Genomic DNA, 17,920 nt, shown 5'->3' with positions numbered 1-17,920 from the left:
CTACGAGCGTCGACCCGGTCCCGTCTTGAACGAATCGGACACGCGTCGGACGCGCGGGGGAGCACGCTTCCGTTCGTACATGTATTCGAATATCCGGCTCGGATTCGATAGGATGGTCGGGTGACCTCGAAGCGCGAAAACACCCCCGTCCGCTCCAGCTCCGCCCACGCGCAGATCAGCGTGCAGGGCGCGCGGGTGCACAACCTGCGCGACGTCGACCTGGCGATTCCCCGCGACTCGATGGTGGTCTTCACCGGCCTCTCGGGCAGCGGCAAATCGAGCCTCGCGTTCGACACGATCTTCGCCGAGGGTCAGCGCCGCTACGTCGAGAGCCTGAGCGCCTACGCCCGCCAGTTCCTCGGGCAGGTGGATCGCCCCGACGTCGACTTCATCGAGGGACTCAGCCCCGCGGTCTCCATCGACCAGAAGTCGACCAACCGCAACCCGCGCTCGACGGTCGGCACCATCACCGAGATCTACGACTACATGCGCCTGCTCTGGGCGCGCGTGGGCATCCCGCACTGCGCGATCTGCGGTGAGCGCATCGCTGCGCAGACCGTGCAGCAGATCGCGGACGTGCTGATGGAGCTGCCCGAGAGCACGCGCTACCAGGTGCTCGCGCCCATCGTCAGCAAGAAGAAGGGCGAGTTCGTCGACCTCTTCCAGGACCTGGCGGCGAGCGGATACTCGCGCGCACTGGTCGACGGCGAGATGGTGCAGCTCTCCGATCCGCCGACGCTGAAGAAGCAGGTCAAGCACGACATCTCGGTCGTGGTCGACCGCCTCGTCGCCAGCCCCGACGGGCTCGGTCGCCTCACCGACTCGCTCGAGACGGCGCTCAAGCTCGCCGACGGGCTCGTCACCATCGACTACGTCGACCGCGAGGCGGGCGCCGCCGACCGCAGCCGCACGTTCAGCGAGAAACTGAGCTGCCCCAACGGGCACCCCGTCTCGCTCACCGAGATCGAGCCGCGGACCTTCTCGTTCAACGCCCCCTTCGGCGCCTGCCCCACCTGTTCGGGACTCGGCACCAGCATGTCGGTCGACGAGGACCTGGTACTCGGCGATCCCGATCTGTCGATCGAGGAGGGCGTGATCGTCCCCTGGACCAGCCAGGGCAAGAGCCTGTACCAGTACTACGAGAAGCTGCTGATCGGGCTGGCCCGCGACCTGGGCTTCACGCTCGATACGCCCTGGCGTCTGCTCCCCGAAGAAGTGCGCGATGCCGTGCTCTACGGCAACAACTTCAAGGTCAACGTGCGCTGGAAGAACCGCTTCGGCCGCGAGGTGAAGTACAGCTCCGGATTCGAGGGCGTGATCCCGTTCATCGAGCGCCAGTACGCCGAGGCGGAATCCGACAACCGGCGCGAGCGCTGGGCCGAGTTCCTCCGGGAGGTGCCCTGCCACGCCTGCAACGGCCAGCGGCTCAAGCCCGAGGTGCTCGCGGTCACGATCGACGGCGAGTCGATCGCGAGCGTCGGCGACTACAGCCTGAGCGATGCGCAGCGCTTCTTCCAGCAGGTCGAGCTCACCGAGCGCGAGGCCAAGATCGCGGCCCAGGTGCTGCGCGAGATCCGGCTCCGCTTCGACTTCCTCATCGAGGTCGGGCTCGGCTACCTCACCCTTGCCCGCGCCGCGGGCACCCTGTCGGGCGGCGAGGCCCAGCGCATCCGCCTCGCTACCCAGATCGGATCCGGGCTCACCGGCGTGCTCTACGTCCTCGACGAGCCCTCCATCGGCCTGCACCAGCGCGACAACCGGCGCCTCATCGAGACGCTGATCAAGCTCCGCAACCTGGGCAACACCCTCATCGTCGTCGAGCACGACGAAGAGACGATCGAGGCCGCCGACTGGATCGTCGACATCGGTCCCGGCGCGGGCGTCGAGGGCGGCACCGTCGTGCACTCGGGCGACTACGCCTCGCTGCTCGAGAACCGAGCATCGATGACGGGCGACTTCCTCGCGGGACGCCGGGCCATCGAGACCCCCAAGAAGCGACGCAAGCGCGAGCGCGGCCGCGAGCTCAAGGTCGTCGGGGCCCGCTCCAACAATCTGCAGAACGTCGACGCCACCTTCCCCCTCGGCATCATGACCGCGGTCACGGGCGTCAGCGGTTCGGGCAAGTCGACCCTCGTCAACGACATCCTCTACCGGGTGCTCGCCAACCAGCTCAACGGCGCCCGCATGGTGCCCGGCAAGCACACCCGCGTCACCGGACTCGAGCACCTCGACAAGGTCGTCCACGTCGACCAGGCGCCCATCGGCCGTACGCCGCGATCGAACCCGGCGACCTACACCGGTGTCTTCGACAAGATCCGCAACCTGTTCGCCGACACTCCCGAGGCCAAGACCCGCGGATACCTCGCCGGCCGGTTCAGCTTCAACGTCAAGGGCGGCCGCTGCGAGGCCTGCTCGGGCGACGGAACGCTCAAGATCGAGATGAACTTCCTGCCCGACGTCTACGTCGCGTGCGAGGTCTGCGGCGGATCCCGCTACAACCGCGAGACGCTGCAGGTCCGCTACAAGGGCAAGAACATCTCGGAGGTGCTCGAGATGCCGATCGCCGAGGCCGCCGAGTTCTTCGAGCCCATCTCGAGCATCCACCGCTACCTCAAGACCCTCGTCGACGTCGGCCTCGGCTACGTGCGCCTGGGCCAGGCGGCGACCACGCTGTCGGGCGGCGAAGCGCAGCGCGTCAAGCTCGCGACCGAACTGCAGAAACGCTCCAACGGGCGCAGCATCTACGTGCTCGACGAGCCCACCACCGGCCTGCACTTCGAGGACGTGCGCAAGCTGCTGCTCGTGCTCAACGGCCTCGTCGACAAGGGCAACACGGTCATCACCATCGAGCACAACCTCGACGTGATCCGCAGCGCCGACTGGATCATCGACCTCGGGCCCGAGGGCGGCTCCGGCGGCGGTACGATCCTCGCGACCGGCACGCCCGAGCAGATCGCCAAGGTCGAGGAGAGCTACACGGGGCAGTTCCTCGCCGAGATGCTGGCGAAGCACTGATGAACGAGGGCGATCACCGCGCGGCGTTCCGACCGGCGCAGGGCGAGATCCCCACCACGCCCGGCGTCTACCGGTTCTCGGACCGGCACGGGCGCGTGCTCTACATCGGCAAGGCGAAGAACCTGCGAGCCCGGCTCGCGAACTACTTCCAGCCGATGCACGCGCTCATGCCGCGCACCCAGCGCATGCTCACCCTCGCGGCGCAGCTCGACTGGACGGTCGTCGCGACCGATACCGAGTCGCTCGTGCTCGAGCACACCTGGATCACCGAGTACAAGCCGCCGTTCAACGTCCAGTTCAAGGACGACAAGACCTACCCCTACCTCGCGGTCACGCTGCGCGAGGACGCTCCGCGCTTGATCATCACGCGCAACGAGAAGATCCGCGGCGCCCGGTACTTCGGTCCCTACCCGAAGGTCTGGGCGCTCCGCGAGACCACGAACCTGCTGCAGCAGGCGTTCCCGATCCGCACCTGCAACGATGCCGACTACAAGCGGGCGATGGACTCGGGCCGGCCCTGCCTCGCGGGGCAGATCGGCCGCTGCAACGGACCATGCTCCGGCAAGATCTCGTTGGAGGCCCACCGCGAGCGCGTCGACGAACTCGTCGCGTTCCTCGCCGGCGGCGACACCAGCCATCTCAAGCAGCTGCAGCACGCCATGCGCGACGCGGCCGCCGAGCAGCGCTACGAGGACGCCGCCCGTCTGCGCGACCAGGTGCAGGCGGTCGAGCACGTGCTCGAGAAGAACGCGATCGTGCTCGGGCTCGACGTCGAGCTCGACGTCTTCGGGCTCAAGTCCGACGAGCTCTCGGCCGCGGCGCACCAGTTCATCATCCGCGGCGGGCGCATCCGCGGCGAGCGGAGCTGGATCGTCGACGTCGAACTGGACGACTCGCCCGGGACGCTCCTCGAGCAGGTGATCCAGTCCGCGTACGACGATGGCCACGAGGCGCCGGCGAAGATCCTCGTGTCGACCATGCCCGCCGACCTGCCCGCGCTCGAGGAAGCGCTCCGGGCGAACCGGCCCCGCCGCGGCAAGGTGCGGATCCAGGTGCCCGAGCGCGGCGACAAGGCGCAGCTCATGAACCGCGCACTGCTGAACGCGGGCGAGAACCTGCTGCGCCACAAGCTCAAGCGCGCGGCCGACATCACCGCGCGCACCGATGCGCTCGCCGAGCTGCAGGAGGGGCTCGACATGGGCGAGGCCCCGCTGCGCATCGAGTGCATCGACGTCTCGCACCTGCAGGGCACGGGCGTCGTCGCTTCCCTCGTGGTGTTCGAGGACGGCCTGCCCGCGAAGGGCGCCTACCGCAAGTACCGCATCGAGCAGACGACCGACGACACCGACTCGATCTATCAGGTCGTGTCGCGTCGGGCCGCGCAGCTCAACGCCGCGGTCGAGGCGGGGGAGCCGCCCAGCGGGAGGTACCGCGATCGGCCCCAGCTCCTGATCGTCGACGGCGGCCAGCCGCAGGTCGCGGCCGCGCAGCGCGCCCTGCGCGAGGCCGGCATCACCGACGTGGCGCTCTGCGGCGTCGCCAAGCGGCTCGAGGAGCTGTGGCTGCCCGACGATCCGTTCCCCGTGATCCTGCCCCGCACGAGCGAGTCCCTCTTCCTCGTGCAGCGCATCAGAGACGAGGCCCACCGCTTCGCGATCACTTTCCAGCGGCAGCGGCGCAGCACCGCCATCAGCAGCCAGCTCAGCGAGATCCCGGGGCTCGGACCCAAGCGCGTGCAGGCGCTGCTCAAGCATTTCGGATCGGTCGCACGGCTCCGCGCCGCGAGCCCGGAGGAGATCGCGAGCGCCCCCGGAGTGGGCGATCAGCTCGCCGAGCAGATCCATCGGCACGTGCATGCTCCAGCAGCCGGTAAGCTGGTGGGCGGAGAATCGGCTGAGACATCGGAGGAGGACGGCGAGTGAGCGAGCACGCACCCGGACAAGAGATCCTCATCGTCACCGGAATGTCGGGGGCCGGCCGGTCCACGGTCGCGAACGCCCTCGAAGACCTCGGCTGGTACGTGGTCGACAATCTTCCGCTCCCCATGCTCAAGACGCTGGCCGACATGGCCGATCGGTCGGGCGGCGCGCTGCCCAAGATCGTCGCCGTGATCGACGTGCGCGGGCGCGACCTGTTCGACGACATCCAGCAGACCGTCGCCGAGCTGCGCGGGCACGCGACCGTCCGGGTCGTGTTCCTCGATGCCACGGACGACATCCTGGTGCGCCGCTACGAGGCCGTGCGGCGCCCGCACCCGCTCCAGGCCGAAGGCAGCCTGCTCGACGGCATCCGGCTCGAGCGCGAGCGGCTGCAAGAGCTGCGCGCGTCCAGCGACGTCGTCATCGACACCTCGCGCTACAACGTGCACGACCTGTCGACCGCCACCCGAGAGATGTTCTCGGCGGAGGACACTCCCGGTCTGCAACTATCGGTGCAGAGCTTCGGCTTCAAGTACGGAGCCCCGACCGACGTCGACCTGATGGTCGACATGCGCTTCATCCCCAATCCGTTCTGGGAGCCCGAGCTCCGCCCCCTCACCGGCGTCGATGCCGAGGTGAAGGACTACGTACTCAGCCGCGAGGGGGCGGCCGAGTTCCTCGAGCACTACGTCGCCGCGCTGCAACCGGTCCTCGCCGGATTCCAGCGCGAGAACAAGCGACATGTGTCGCTCGCGGTCGGCTGCACGGGCGGTAAGCACCGCTCGGTCGCCATGGCCCGCGAGCTCGCAGACCGCCTCGCCGGGGTGCCCGGCGTGAGCGTGAGTCTGCGCCACCGCGACCTCGGTCGCGAGTAGTCCGCCGGCCGTTCCCGGCCAGCAGTCTGTCATCTCATCCGCATCCCTTCGAGAGGATCCTTTTCGTGCCATCGACCCCCGACGTCAAAACCGAGCTCGTCCGCGTTGTCCCGCAGCGCACCAGCGAGCGTGTATCGGAGCTGGCGACGATCCTGCGGCTCTCCGGGGGACTCCACACCATCTCGGGGCGGATCGCCCTCGAAGCCGAGCTGCACACCCCCGCGATCGTGCAGCGCGTCCGCAAGGATCTGGCCGAGATCTACGGCGTCCGCTCGGACGCCATGCAGCTCCCCGCGTCGAGCACGCGCCCCGGCGCCCCGCAGTTCCTCGTCCGCGTGCTCGACGGCGAGACCATCGCCCGCCAGCTGGGTCTCATGGATCCCCGCCGCCGCCCCATCCGCGGCCTGCCCAACCGTCTGACCACCGGCTCGCAGCCCGAGCTCGCGGCCATCTGGCGCGGCGCGTTCCTGGCGCGCGGCTCGGTCACCCCGCCCGGCCGCTCGGCGAGCCTCGAAGTCGTGTGCCCGACGAACGAGACCACCATGGCGCTCGTGGGCGCCGCGGGCCGCCTCGGCATCGCGGCCAAGAGCCGCGACATCCGCGGTCAGCACAAGGTGCTCGTGCGCGACGGCGAGGCGATCGGCGAGATGCTGAGCGCCATGGGCGCCGTCGATGCCCGCGCCGCCTGGGACGAGCTGCGCAAGGCGCGCGAGACCCGCGCCACCGCGAACCGCCTCGTCAACTTCGACGATGCGAACCTCCGCCGCTCCGCCCAGGCCTCCGTGGCCGCGTGCGCCCGCGTCGAGCGCGCGCTCGAGATCCTCGGCGACGAGACCCCCGAGCACCTGCGCTACGCCGGCGCGCTCCGCCTGAGCCACCGCGAGGCCAGCCTCGACGAACTCGGCGCCCGGGCCGATCCGCCCCTCACCAAGGACGCGATCGCCGGCCGGATCCGCCGACTGCTCGCGATGGCCGACAAGGAGGCCGAGTCGCGCGGCATCCCCGGCACCGAGGCGAGCCTGCCCGAAGAGCTCGACGCGCTCTGAAGCCGCTGCGAACACCGGTCATCTCGCGGAATATCTCGCGGTCGGGTCCGGTTGTCGGCATAGACTGAAGTCACATCAACGAAGAATTCGAAGGAGCGCCACATGGCCGCATACACCCTGCCCGAACTTCCCTACGATTACGCCGCCCTCGAGCCGCACATCAGCGGCAAGATCATGCAGCTGCACCACGACAAGCACCACCAGGCCTACGTGACCGGCGCGAACAACGCGGTCGATCAGCTGGCTGAGGCTCGCGAGAGCGGCAACCTGGCCACGGTCAACAAGCTCGAGAAGGACCTCGCCTTCAACCTCGGCGGTCACGTCAACCACACCATCTTCTGGAACAACCTGTCGCCCGAAGGCGGAGATCGCCCCGAGGGCGAGCTCGCCGCGGCGATCGACGAGTACTTCGGCTCGTTCGAGAAGTTCCAGGCGCAGTTCACCGCGACCGCGCTGGGCGTGCAGGGCTCCGGCTGGGCGCTCCTCGCGTGGGACACGCTCGGCCAGCGTCCGCACATCCAGCAGCTGTTCGACCAGCAGGGCAACCTGCCGGCCGGCCAGATCCCGCTGCTGATGCTCGACGTCTGGGAGCACGCGTACTACCTCGACTACCTGAACGTGCGAGCGGATTACGTCTCCGCGTTCTGGAACATCGCGAACTGGCAGGACGTGGCGAAGCGCTTCGATTCGGCGCGCACGCAGACCAGCGGGCTGATCCAGCTCGGCGAGTGAGTCGGCTCGGGCCGGTCCCTTCGGGGATCGGCCCGTTCGTCTCTCGGCGGGGCCCGCGGGTCGCCGTCGAGTGGTGCGGATCGCTCACCCGAGCGGTCCGCGCACCGGGGCGGGGAGTCCGTCTCGGCCATCTCAACAGTTGAAAGGCACGTGAATGGGCACACGGATCGCTATCAACGGTTTCGGTCGAATCGGCCGGAACTTCCTTCGTGCGGCGCTGAGCCAGGGGTCGGATCTCGACCTCGTCGCGGTGAATGATCTCACCGACACGGCGACGCTCGCACACCTCCTCAAATACGACTCCGTCGGCGGGATCCTCGATGCAGAGGTCACGCACGACGACACATCGATCACGGTGAACGGCGACACCTTCCGGGTGGTCTCCGAGCGGGATCCCGGGAAGCTGCCGTGGGCGGAGCTCGGCGTCGACGTCGTGATCGAGTCCACCGGACGCTTCACCCAGGTGAGCGATGCCGAGGCGCACCGCACCGCCGGCGCGCGCAAGGTGATCATCTCCGCGCCGGCCACGGGCCCCGCTCCCACCTTCGTCATGGGCATCAACGAGGACCGGTACGACGCGGCCAACGACCACGTCATCTCGAACGCGTCCTGCACCACGAACTGCCTCGCGCCCGTCGCGAGCGTGTTCGACGAGGCTTTCGGCATCGAGCGCGGCTTCATGATGACCGCGCACGCCTACACGGCCGATCAGGTCCTGCAGGACAGCCCGCACCGCGATCTCCGTCGCGCCCGCGCTGCCGCGATCAACATCGTCCCGACCTCGACCGGCGCGGCGAAGGCCATCGGCCTCGTCCTGCCGAAGCTCGCGGGCAAGCTCGACGGATCCTCCTACCGCGTTCCCGTGCCGACCGGCTCGATCGTCGACCTGACGCTGGTCACGCGCGACGGCCTCACGGCCGATGAGATCAACGCGGCGTTCCGCGCGGCGGCCGACGGGCCGCTCGCCGGGTACCTCCAGTACTCGACGGATCCGCTGGTCTCCAGCGACATCCAGCAGAACCCGCACTCGGCGATCTTCGATTCGGAGCTCACCGCCGTCTCGGGCAACCTGGCGAAGGTCTCGGCCTGGTACGACAACGAGTGGGGCTACTCCAACCGTCTCGTCGACCTGACCCGCTTCGTCGGATCCCAGCTCTCCTGAGCGCGAAGTCGGACGCCGGCCGACTCCAGCCCCCGGCACCCACATCCCCCTGAAGGAGGACCCAAGCCGCCATGCGCACCATCGAATCCCTCGGCCAGCTCCGGTCGAAGACGGTGATCGTCCGCTGCGATCTGAACGTTCCGCTCGCCGACGGCGAGATCACCGACGACGGACGGATCCGCGCTTCGCTCACCACGATCCGCGAGCTCCGCGAGGCCGGTGCTCGGATCGTGCTCATCAGCCACCTCGGCCGTCCGGCCGGTGCACCTGAGGAGCGCTACTCGCTGCGTCCGGTCGCGGTGCGCATGGCGGAACTGCTCGGGGCCCCCGTCGCGTTCGTCGGCGAGACCGTCGGGACCGAGGCCTCGGCCGCGGTCTCGGCGCTCGGCGACGGCGATGTGGTGCTCCTCGAGAACCTGCGATTCAACCCGGGCGAGACCAGCAAGGACGCGGAGGAGCGCCGAGCGTTCGCCGCGCGCCTCGCCGAGTTCGGCGACGCGTTCGTGTCCGACGGGTTCGGCGTCGTGCACCGCCGTCAGGCCAGCGTGACCGAGCTGGCCGAGGCGCTCCCGAGCGCCGCGGGCCGCCTGGTCGAGGCCGAGCTGCGCGTGCTCGAGCGACTGACCGTGACTCCTGAGCGGCCGTACGCGGTCGTGCTCGGCGGGTCGAAGGTCTCCGACAAGCTCGGCGTCATCTCGCACCTCATCGAACGGGTCGACACGCTGCTCATCGGTGGAGGAATGGTTTTCACCTTCCTCGCCGCGCAGGGGCATGAAGTGGCCTCCAGCCTCCTCGAGGCGGATCAGCTCGACACCGTGCGCGGGTATCTCGCCGACGCCGAGAAGCGCGGCGTGCGCATCGTGTTGCCGACCGACATCGTCGTGGCGGAGCGGTTCGCCGCCGACGCCGCGCACGAGGTGGTCGCCGCCGACGCCATCGACGGAAGCTCCTTCGGCGAGTCCGGCATCGGCCTCGACATCGGTCCGGCATCGGCCGCGGCATTCGCCGAGGTCATCTCCGAGGCCAAGACCGTCTTCTGGAACGGGCCCATGGGCGTATTCGAGATGGCGGCGTTCGCAGAGGGTACCCGCACCGTGGCGCGGGCGTTGACCGAGACCGACGGGTTCACCGTGGTCGGCGGCGGCGACTCCGCCGCGGCCGTGCGCGCGCTCGGCTTCCGCGACGACCAGTTCGGACATATCTCGACTGGCGGCGGCGCCAGCCTCGAGTTCCTTGAGGGGAAGACCCTTCCCGGTTTGGAGGTGCTCGCATGAGCAACGAATCGCAGAACGAGGCGCAGGACGCCGAGCTCGTCACCGACGACACCGTCGAGGTGGCGCCGCTCGCCGAGCAGGACGCAGCACCCGCGGCCGATGAGGCAGCCGAGCCGGTCGAACCCGTCGAGCTGCCGCAGGTCGAGCGCACCCCGCTCATCGCCGGCAACTGGAAGATGAACCTCGACCACCTGCAGGCGATCGCGTTCGTGCAGAAGCTCTCGTGGGCGCTGAAGGATGCGCGCCACGACTACGCGGATGTCGAGGTCGCGGTGTTCCCGCCGTTCACCGACCTGCGTTCGGTGCAGACGCTGCTCGCCGCCGATAAGCTCTCGTTGAAGCTCGGCGCGCAGGACGTCTCCCCGCACGAGTCGGGCGCCTACACGGGCGACATCTCGGCGCAGTTCCTCGCCAAGCTCGAGGCGGCCTACGTCATCGTGGGGCACTCCGAGCGCCGTCACGGGCACGGCGAGGACGACGCGACCGTCGGAGCCAAGGCCCGCGCGGCCGCGGCTGCCGGGGTCACCCCGGTCATCTGCGTCGGCGAGACCGCCGAGGACCTCGCCGAGCACGGGGCGGCGGCGATCCCGGTCGCGCAGCTCGAGGCCGCGCTCGCCGAGCTCCCGAAGGGTGCCGAGTTCGTGCTCGCCTACGAGCCGGTCTGGGCGATCGGCAGCGGCCAAGCCGCCACGCCCGAGCAGGCCGAAGCGGTCGCCCGCGCCCTGCGCGAGGCGATCCTGCGCGCGCGCGGCGAAGAGGCGGCCGGTTCCACCCGGATCCTCTACGGCGGCTCGGTGACGAGCCAGAACATCGCCGGCTTCATGCGGCAGCCGAACGTCGACGGCGCGCTCGTCGGCGGGGCCAGCCTCAAGTCCGACGAGTTCTCCCGAATCATCCAGTTCAAGAAGCACGTCACCGGCGCGTAGTCGGCGACGCACCGTGCCGTCCGGGGGAGGCCCCGGACGGCACGGTATACTGGTCGATGGCGCGCTGCGCCTCGACCCCTCGAAAGGTGGCCCGCGTGGGTATCCTCAAGATCGTTCTGCTCGTCTTCCTGGTGATCACCAGCCTGCTGTTGACGCTCTTCATCCTGCTGCACAAGGGTCGCGGCGGAGGACTGTCCGACATGTTCGGCGGCGGCGTCACCTCGAGCCTCGGTTCGTCGGGGGTTGCGGAGCGCAACCTCAACCGCATCACCATCGGCGTTTCGCTGGTGTGGTTCGCCTCGATCGTGGGCCTCGGCCTGGTCGAGCGCTTCGCGACGGTCTGACCGTCCGACGCCGTCCGGCGCACCACTGACCAGCAGCAGCCACGGCTGCATCGCAAGAAAGGCAACACGTGTCCGGTAGCAACGCTATCCGCGGTGCGCGAGTCGGATCCGGCCCCATGGGCGAGAAGGATCACGGCGTTCGCGCTGACCGCAAAGAGATCTCGTACTGGGATGCACTCGGCAACGAGACCGTCCGCTACTTCTCGGCGGACGTCTCCGAAGAGGAGATCCCCGAGCAGATCGATTCCCCGCACAGCGGCCTGCCCGCCGGCCGGGATCAGAACAATCCGCCGGAGCTCCTCAAGAACGAGCCGTACAAGACGCACCTCGCATACGTGAAGGAGCGTCGCACTCCCGAGGAGGCCGAGGAACTGCTGGAGGAGGCACTGCAGAAGCTGCGTGCCCGCCGCGGTTCGGCGCGCTCCAAGGCGTAATCGCACCTCGCCCGCGACCAGCGGGCACCGAGCGGCGCTCGGCCCGGATATCAGTTCCGGCCGAGCGCCGCTTCGTCTGCCCAGAGCACCGTTTCGACGCTGCCGCGTGCGCGACCGGCCGGCAGCGGCTCGGGGTCGGCGGCGGAGCGCACTCGTGCAATCGCCGGAGCCTTCTCTGCACCCGCGGCGAGCAGCCACAGGTGCTCGACCCGATCCAGTGCGCGGAAGCTCAGGCTGACCCGCTCGGGCGGCGGTTTCGGCGACTCGCGCACGGCGATGGCGAGCGGCTGCGCATCGTCGACGCGGAGCAGATCGTCACGGCCGGGGAAGAGCGAGCAGAGGTGCCCGTCGGGGCCGACGCCGTTCAGTGCGAGGTCGATGCGGTCGAGCCCGGCGATCAGTTCGGCGTACGCCGCCGCCGCGTCGTCCAGGCTCAGGCCGGTATCGGCGGCCGCGACGCGGTGCACGAGCGCGGGATCGACGTCCACCGTGCCGAAGAGCAGGTCGTCGGCGAGCCGGTCGTTGCGCTCCGCGTCGCCGGCGGGGAGCCAGCGCTCGTCGCCCCAGAGCACGCGCACCCGGCGCCAGTCGACGAGACCGCGGTCGCGGTGCGCGGCGATGCCCGCGAGGGACGCCTTGCCCATGCTTCCGCCGGTGAGCACGAGCACCGGGATCCGACCGTCCTGCTGAGCGCGCCGCAGCACGCCGATGAGGCGCTCGACGATCCGCTCGGTGAGCGCCGCGGTGTCGGGTGCGGACTCGACGCGGAGCCCGGCGGTCATCGCTCGCCCTCCGGCTGATCGGCGAGCAGCAGGGGAACGCCCGCGGTGAGGACGCGGCCGAAGAGCTGGTCGGCCTGCAGCAGGCGCAGATCCTCGACCAGGCACTGCGCGCGACCGCGCCGGGGGATCGGGACCTCGAGGCGCGGGTGCCCAGGCTGCGTGATGGCGGCGAAGGTGCCCCGCGAGCGCTCGATGACGGTGTCGGCGTCGTCGGAATGGATCGTGACGGACTGGATGCCCCACTCGATACCCGCGGATTCCGGCAGGTCGAGCAGGCGCACCGGCACGCCGAGCTGCAGGCGCAGCCAGGCGCCGAGCAGCATGGTCGAGGAGGAGTCGGGGGTGCCGCACACGGTGGCGCCCGTGATGCGTCGCTCGGGCGCGTTGTCGAGCGCCGCCGCGAGCTGCGCGCGCCAGAGCGTCACGCGGGACCAGGCGAGGTCCGTGTCGCCCGCGCGATAGCCGGAGGCGAGCTCCGTGAGGTGCGCGGCGGGATCCCGGAAGCCTCCGCTGTCGCTGATGCGGCGCTGCGCGAGCCGGCCGAGCGGGGTGTCGATGGTGCGGCTGGGCCACACGTCGGACCACCATACGACCACGGGTGCATCAGCGAGCAGCAGACCGCTGACCAGGCGTTCGGGATCGACGGCGACGGCTCCCCGGGGACGCAGGACGATGACCTCGCCCGCGCCGGCGTCGCGACCCACCCGGATCTCGGCGTCGAGCCCGCTGACCGGGACGTCGCCGATGCCGAGCTCGCGCTGCCGTGCGTCGCGGCTGACCTCGCCGACCCAGGTGGGGCGGTCCTCGCCCTCGGGCAGCGTGATCGCGATGATGCGCATGGGGTGCTCGCGCGACGCGAAGTTCGCGGCCGCGACCGCGTCCTCGAGCCCCTCGGAAGTGCTGAAGATCAGCAGGGTGAGCACGCGGCTGAGGGTGGTCGCACCGCCCTCGGCGCGCAGCAGCACGAGACGCTTGCTGATCCCGCTGACGGTGGTATCGGGCAGGGTCTCGATCACGGCATCCTCCAAGCGCGGCCGCTGCGTCCGAGCATCCGCTCGGCGCTCGTCGGGCCCCATCCGCCCGGATGGTAGGGCTCGGGCGCTCCGCTCGCGCTCCAGGCCTCTTCGATCGGATCGAGGATCCGCCAGGAGAGCTCGACCTCGCGCTGGCCGGGGAAGAGCGGGGGCTCGCCCAGCAGCACGTCGAGGATCAGGCGCTCGTAGGCCTCCGGGCTGGCCTCGGTGAAGGCGTGGCTGTAGCCGAAGTCCATGGTGACATCGCGGATCTGCAGGCCGGGGCCGGGCACCTTGGACGAGAAGCGGGTGGTCACGCCCTCGTCGGGCTGCACCCGGATCACGAGGGCGTTGTTGCCGAGCATCTCGGGAGCGACCAGCGGGTCGGCCGCCTTCTTGAACACGATGGCGATCTCGGTGACCCGCTTGGCCAGGCGCTTGCCGGTGCGCAGGTAGAACGGCACTCCGCGCCAGCGGGGCGTATCGATCCCGAGGGTGATCGCCGCGAAGGTCTCGGTGGTGGAGTGCGGGGCCATGCCCTCCTCCTCGAGGAAGCCGGTGACGCTCGCGCCGCCCTGCCAGCCGCCGAGGTACTGGCCCCGCGCGGTGGTCTCGACGAGGTCGTCGGGCAGCACAACCGACTCGAGCACCTGCTCCTTCGCCGCCCGCAGATCGTCGGCGCCGAGGCTGGCGGGCCGATCCATCGCGGTCAGCGCGAGCAGCTGCAGCAGGTGGTTCTGGATCACGTCGCGCGCCGCGCCGATGCCGTCGTAGTAGCCGGCGCGGCCGGCGACGCCGATGTCCTCCGCCATCGTGATCTGCACGTGGTCGACGTGCTCGGCGTTCCAGATCGGTTCGTAGAATACGTTCGCGAAGCGGAGCGCGAGCAGGTTCTGCACCGTCTCCTTGCCGAGGTAGTGGTCGATGCGGAAGACGTGCTCGGGAGGGAACACCGCGTCGATGGCGCGGCCGAGCTCCCGCGAGCTCTCGAGGTCGTGCCCGAACGGCTTCTCGATGACGACCCGGCGCCAGCTGTTCGACGGGGATTCGGCGAGGCCGACGTCGCGCAGCTGAGTGCTGACCGTCTGGAACGTCTTGGGCGGGATCGACAGGTAGAACGCGGTGTTGCCCCCGGTCCCGCGATCCCGCTCGAGCTCGCCGAGCACCTCGGCCAGACGTTCGTAGGCGGAGGCGTCGTCGAAGGCGCCGGTGACGAAACGGATCCCGGTGCAGAACTGCTCCCAGGTGTCCGGATCGAACGGCGTACGCGCGTGCGCGTCGACGGCCTCGCGCACCACCTGGGTGAACTCGGCGTCGCTCCACTCGCGCCGGCCGAAGCCGACGAGGGCGAAGCCGGGCGGCAGCAGGCCACGATTGGCGAGGTCGTAGATGGCGGGCAGGAGCTTCTTGCGCGCCAGGTCGCCGGTCACGCCGAAGAGCACGATGGCGCAGGGGCCGGCGACGCGGTCGAGCCGGAGATCGTCGGGGGAGCGGAGCGGATTCCCGATCACGCAGAGGCCTCCTCGGAGCCCCGCAGCGGCGCATCGGCGAATGCGGCCGCGATCGTGCGTGCGGCAGCGGCCGGGTCGGCGCAGCGCAGGGCGAACACCGGGCGGCCGCGCTCGGCGAGCACGTCGCGATCACCGCGGGCCTGCGCGGCGATGAGCTCGCCGAAACCGGAGTCCGACTCGGCGATGGCCAGCTCGGGCTCGGCCGCGTCGAGGATCTGCAGGAAGACGCCCACCGCCGGTCCGCCCTTGTGCAGCTGCCCCGTGGAGTGCAGGAACCGAGGTCCCCACCCGAAGGTGACGGGGGCCAGGAGCCGCTCCGCCGCGGCGGCCCGGAGCGTATGCAGCGCGCCTGCGGCGTCGCCCTCGCGGTCGAGATAGGCCTGGATCGCGAGGTAGCCGCGTGGGCCGACGGCGGCGCGGAGCGACGCGACGAGCTCGGCGATCGTGGACGGGAGGGAGGCCGCGGGTGCCGCGAGCACCTCGATGCCGAGATCCGCGGTGCCGGAGGCGTCTCCGATCGCTCCGATGGCCGGAATCGTGCCGTGTGCGTCGTCGAGGGCGGCCCGCGCGGCGACCTTCGCCGACTCGACGTCCGGCTGATCGAACGGGTCGATCCCCATGAGGAATCCGAGGGCGGCCGTCGCGACCTCCCAGGTGAGCATCTGAGCGCCGAGCGGACCCGAGACCGAGAGATCGAGTCGCGGCGCGGACGGGAGCTCGCCGTGATCGACAGCGCCGACGGTGACGCCGAGCGCGGTCGTCGGGAGGCCTTCGACGAGCTCGGGGGCGGCCGGGTCCAGCACGACCGGGAGCACGCCCCGGCCCGACTTGCCGGTCGACTCGGCTACGAGCTGCTCGATCCAGTCGCCGAGCCCCCAACGGGCATCGGCGGCCTCGGCGATGGCCAGCGCGAACCGCTCGGGAAGCCCCGCGGCGATCGCGGCGGCGAGCTGCAGCGCGGGGTTCTCGGATGCATCGGTCGCGAGCGCGGCGCGTACGTCCTCCGCTTCGGAGACGAGCGCGGCGACATCGGCGCCGGCGAGCCCCGAGGGGACGAGCCCGAAAGCGGTGAGTGCGGAGTAGCGGCCGCCGACGTTCGGGTCGGCGAGGAACACCCGTTGCCCGGCGTCGCGCGCGGAGGCCTCGAGGGGGGAACCGGGATCCGTTACCACGACGATGCGATCCGCGGGATCGATGCCCGCGTCGCGGAACGCCTGCGCGAAGGTCGCGCGGTGGCTCCGGGTCTCGATGGTGGATCCGGATTTGGAGCTCACGACGATCGCGGTCCGCGCGAGGTCTCCCGAGAGCGCGCGTCGCACCTGATCCGGGTGCGTCGAGTCGAGCACGACGAGCTCGACGCCGTCGTGCCGAGCGATGACCTCGGGTGCGAGGCTCGAACCGCCCATGCCGCACAGCACGATCCGGTCGATGCCGCGCGAGGCGAAGTCGCTCCGGAGCGCTGCGATGCCGCTCAGCAGTTCCGCGGCCCGAGCCGAGGCATCGGTCCATCCCAGACGGATCCGTGCCTCGGCCTCGGCTTCGGAACCCCAGATCGCAGCGTCGTGCGCCGCGATCCGGCTCGCGATGCGGCCGGAGACGAGGCGCTCCAGGAGCGCCTCGACCGAACCGCCGGTGGCAGCGCCCGCGGCGCCGCCGGTGTGGTCAGCCAGTGGGCTGCCGTTCGGCTCGTCGGCCGAACGCTCGCGCGTCAGAGGTTGCCCGTTCCCCATCCGCACGACCGGGTTCACCGCACGCCCTCCCGAGCGGCGCTCAGCGCGCCTCTGACCGTCTCGACCAGTTCTGCCCAGGAGACGTCGAACTTCTGCAGTCCCTCGACCTCGAGCAGCTCGGTCACCTCCGCGTAGTCGACGCCCTGGGCATCGATCGCGTTGAGCACCTGATCGGCCTCGCGGTACGTGCCGGTGACGGTGTCACCGCGGACCTCGCCGTGGTCGGCGACCGCCTCGAGCGTGGCTTCGGGCATGGTGTTGACGACGCCGGGCGCGACCAGGTCGATCACGTAGAGCGTGTCGGGCAGCGCGGGATCCTTGACGCCCGTGGACGCCCAGAGCGGACGCTGGGGGTTCGCACCGGCGGCGCGCAGCAGCGCGGCGCGCTCGGAGGCGAAGGACTGCTCGAAGACCTCGTAGGCGAGGCGCGCGTTCGCAACGCCGGCGGCGCCGGTGAGCGCCAGGGCCTCGTCGGTGCCCGCGGCACGCAGCCGCGCATCGATCTCGGTGTCCACTCGCGACACGAAGAACGACGCGACCGAGTGGATCGTCGACAGGTCGATGCCGGCCTCGCGGGCCCGCTCGAGCCCGGTGAGGTAGGCGTTGATCACCTGGCGGTAGCGCTCGAGGCTGAAGATCAGGGTCACGTTGACGCTGATGCCGGCTGCGATGGTCTCCGTGATGGCTTCGAGGCCCTCGACCGTGGCAGGGATCTTGATCATGGCGTTCGCCTTGCCGACGCGCTCCCAGAGCTGCTTGGCCTGGGCGACGGTCCCCGCGGTGTCTCGGGCGAGACCGGGCTCGACCTCGATCGAGACCCGGCCGTCGAGACCGTTCGAGGCGGCGTAGACATCGGCGAAGATGTCGCAGGCGTCGGCCACGTCGGCGGTCGTGAGCTCGAAGATCGTCTCGGTGACGTCCAGGCCGCGCTCGGCGCAGGAGGCGATGCGCGTGTCATAGCCGTGGCCCTTCGCCAGTGCATTGGCGAAGATCGTCGGGTTGGTGGTCACGCCGACGACGTTGCGCGAGCCGATCAGCTCGGCCAGGTTGCCGCTCTCGATGCGCGAGCGCGAGAGATCGTCGAGCCAGATGCTGACGCCGGCGGCGCTGAGGTCTGCGGTGGGTGATGCGGTCATCATTCGATCCTTTCGGGCGTG

At 70.2% G+C, this 17,920-nt stretch carries 15 protein-coding genes; 10 read left to right on the top strand and 5 right to left on the bottom strand.

Annotated elements, in window-relative coordinates; translation table 11 throughout:
• The first annotated feature begins 120 nt into the window (after positions 1–120).
• The 10 genes from uvrA (at position 121) to BMH31_RS12185 (ending at position 11,727) form a co-directional block, all read left to right on the top strand.
• Positions 121–3,015 (top strand): excinuclease ABC subunit UvrA, encoded by a 2,895-nt coding sequence (uvrA, locus tag BMH31_RS12230; RefSeq protein ID WP_099724995.1) that lies wholly within the window; start codon positions 121–123, stop codon positions 3,013–3,015.
• Positions 3,015–4,937, top strand: coding sequence for an excinuclease ABC subunit UvrC (gene uvrC / locus BMH31_RS12225; protein ID WP_099724996.1), 1,923 nt, complete (start codon positions 3,015–3,017; stop codon positions 4,935–4,937). The genes uvrA and uvrC overlap by 1 nt, the downstream gene beginning before the upstream one ends.
• Positions 4,934–5,809, top strand: a complete 876-nt coding sequence (rapZ, locus tag BMH31_RS12220; RefSeq protein WP_099724997.1) for an RNase adapter RapZ — start codon at positions 4,934–4,936, stop codon at positions 5,807–5,809. The genes uvrC and rapZ overlap by 4 nt, the downstream gene beginning before the upstream one ends.
• Before the next feature lie 65 nt (positions 5,810–5,874).
• Entirely contained in the window at positions 5,875–6,855 is a 981-nt protein-coding gene (whiA, locus tag BMH31_RS12215) for a DNA-binding protein WhiA (protein ID WP_099724998.1), read from the top strand.
• Between the two features lie 102 nt (positions 6,856–6,957).
• Positions 6,958–7,587, top strand: a complete 630-nt coding sequence (locus BMH31_RS12210; RefSeq protein ID WP_099724999.1) for a superoxide dismutase — start codon at positions 6,958–6,960, stop codon at positions 7,585–7,587.
• 154 nt (positions 7,588–7,741) lie between these two features.
• A complete protein-coding gene (gene gap / locus BMH31_RS12205) occupies positions 7,742–8,749 on the top strand; it encodes a type I glyceraldehyde-3-phosphate dehydrogenase (RefSeq protein WP_099725000.1) in 1,008 nt (335 codons plus the stop codon).
• Positions 8,750–8,820: 71 nt separating this feature from the next.
• A complete protein-coding gene (locus tag BMH31_RS12200; RefSeq protein WP_099725001.1) occupies positions 8,821–10,023 on the top strand; it encodes a phosphoglycerate kinase in 1,203 nt (400 codons plus the stop codon).
• Complete coding sequence (gene tpiA / locus BMH31_RS12195) at positions 10,020–10,949, top strand: triose-phosphate isomerase (protein ID WP_099725002.1); 930 nt, start codon at positions 10,020–10,022, stop codon at positions 10,947–10,949. The genes BMH31_RS12200 and tpiA overlap by 4 nt, the downstream gene beginning before the upstream one ends.
• A gap of 95 nt (positions 10,950–11,044) precedes the next feature.
• Positions 11,045–11,293 (top strand): preprotein translocase subunit SecG, encoded by a 249-nt coding sequence (gene secG / locus BMH31_RS12190; RefSeq protein ID WP_046456770.1) that lies wholly within the window; start codon positions 11,045–11,047, stop codon positions 11,291–11,293.
• 68 nt (positions 11,294–11,361) lie between these two features.
• The gene (locus tag BMH31_RS12185) at positions 11,362–11,727 is read left to right on the top strand and encodes an RNA polymerase-binding protein RbpA (protein ID WP_099725003.1); all 366 of its coding nucleotides are present in this window, start codon (positions 11,362–11,364) and stop codon (positions 11,725–11,727) included.
• Between the two features lie 50 nt (positions 11,728–11,777).
• On the opposite strand, the gene pgl is transcribed toward BMH31_RS12185, so the two are convergent.
• The 5 genes from pgl to tal are packed head-to-tail and all read right to left on the bottom strand — an operon-like array spanning position 11,778 to position 17,902.
• On the bottom strand, positions 11,778–12,509 hold the full coding sequence (gene pgl, locus BMH31_RS12180) for a 6-phosphogluconolactonase (RefSeq protein ID WP_099725004.1): 732 nt from the start codon (positions 12,507–12,509) through the stop codon (positions 11,778–11,780).
• Complete coding sequence (locus BMH31_RS12175) at positions 12,506–13,525, bottom strand: glucose-6-phosphate dehydrogenase assembly protein OpcA (protein WP_099725005.1); 1,020 nt, start codon at positions 13,523–13,525, stop codon at positions 12,506–12,508. The genes pgl and BMH31_RS12175 overlap by 4 nt, the downstream gene beginning before the upstream one ends.
• Positions 13,522–15,033, bottom strand: coding sequence for a glucose-6-phosphate dehydrogenase (gene zwf, locus BMH31_RS12170; RefSeq protein ID WP_099725006.1), 1,512 nt, complete (start codon positions 15,031–15,033; stop codon positions 13,522–13,524). Before zwf ends, BMH31_RS12175 begins: the two co-directional genes overlap by 4 nt.
• Positions 15,030–16,781: a glucose-6-phosphate isomerase gene (locus BMH31_RS12165; protein ID WP_241898272.1), complete on the bottom strand. Its 1,752-nt coding sequence runs from the start codon at positions 16,779–16,781 to the stop codon at positions 15,030–15,032. The genes zwf and BMH31_RS12165 overlap by 4 nt, the downstream gene beginning before the upstream one ends.
• On the bottom strand, positions 16,778–17,902 hold the full coding sequence (gene tal, locus BMH31_RS12160; protein ID WP_099725007.1) for a transaldolase: 1,125 nt from the start codon (positions 17,900–17,902) through the stop codon (positions 16,778–16,780). Before tal ends, BMH31_RS12165 begins: the two co-directional genes overlap by 4 nt.
• Between the last annotated feature and the right edge of the window lie 18 nt (positions 17,903–17,920).

Origin of the sequence: Leucobacter sp. OLIS6 (genome assembly GCF_002752355.1) — a bacterium.
Taxonomy (GTDB): domain Bacteria; phylum Actinomycetota; class Actinomycetes; order Actinomycetales; family Microbacteriaceae; genus Leucobacter.
Note: the sequence above shows the minus strand (reverse complement) of the source record. Positions and strands in the feature narration are given on the sequence as shown.

Excerpts from the sequence above, each read along its gene's own strand:
- uvrC (WP_099724996.1), top strand. The coding sequence starts at position 3,015 with ATGAACGAGGGCGATCACCGCGCGGCGTTCCGACCGGCGCAGGGCGAG.
- BMH31_RS12210 (WP_099724999.1), top strand. The coding sequence starts at position 6,958 with ATGGCCGCATACACCCTGCCCGAACTTCCCTACGATTACGCCGCCCTC.
- gap (WP_099725000.1), top strand. The coding sequence starts at position 7,742 with ATGGGCACACGGATCGCTATCAACGGTTTCGGTCGAATCGGCCGGAAC.
- BMH31_RS12200 (WP_099725001.1), top strand. The coding sequence starts at position 8,821 with ATGCGCACCATCGAATCCCTCGGCCAGCTCCGGTCGAAGACGGTGATC.
- tpiA (WP_099725002.1), top strand. The coding sequence starts at position 10,020 with ATGAGCAACGAATCGCAGAACGAGGCGCAGGACGCCGAGCTCGTCACC.
- pgl (WP_099725004.1), bottom strand. The coding sequence starts at position 12,509 with ATGACCGCCGGGCTCCGCGTCGAGTCCGCACCCGACACCGCGGCGCTC.
- tal (WP_099725007.1), bottom strand. The coding sequence starts at position 17,902 with ATGATGACCGCATCACCCACCGCAGACCTCAGCGCCGCCGGCGTCAGC.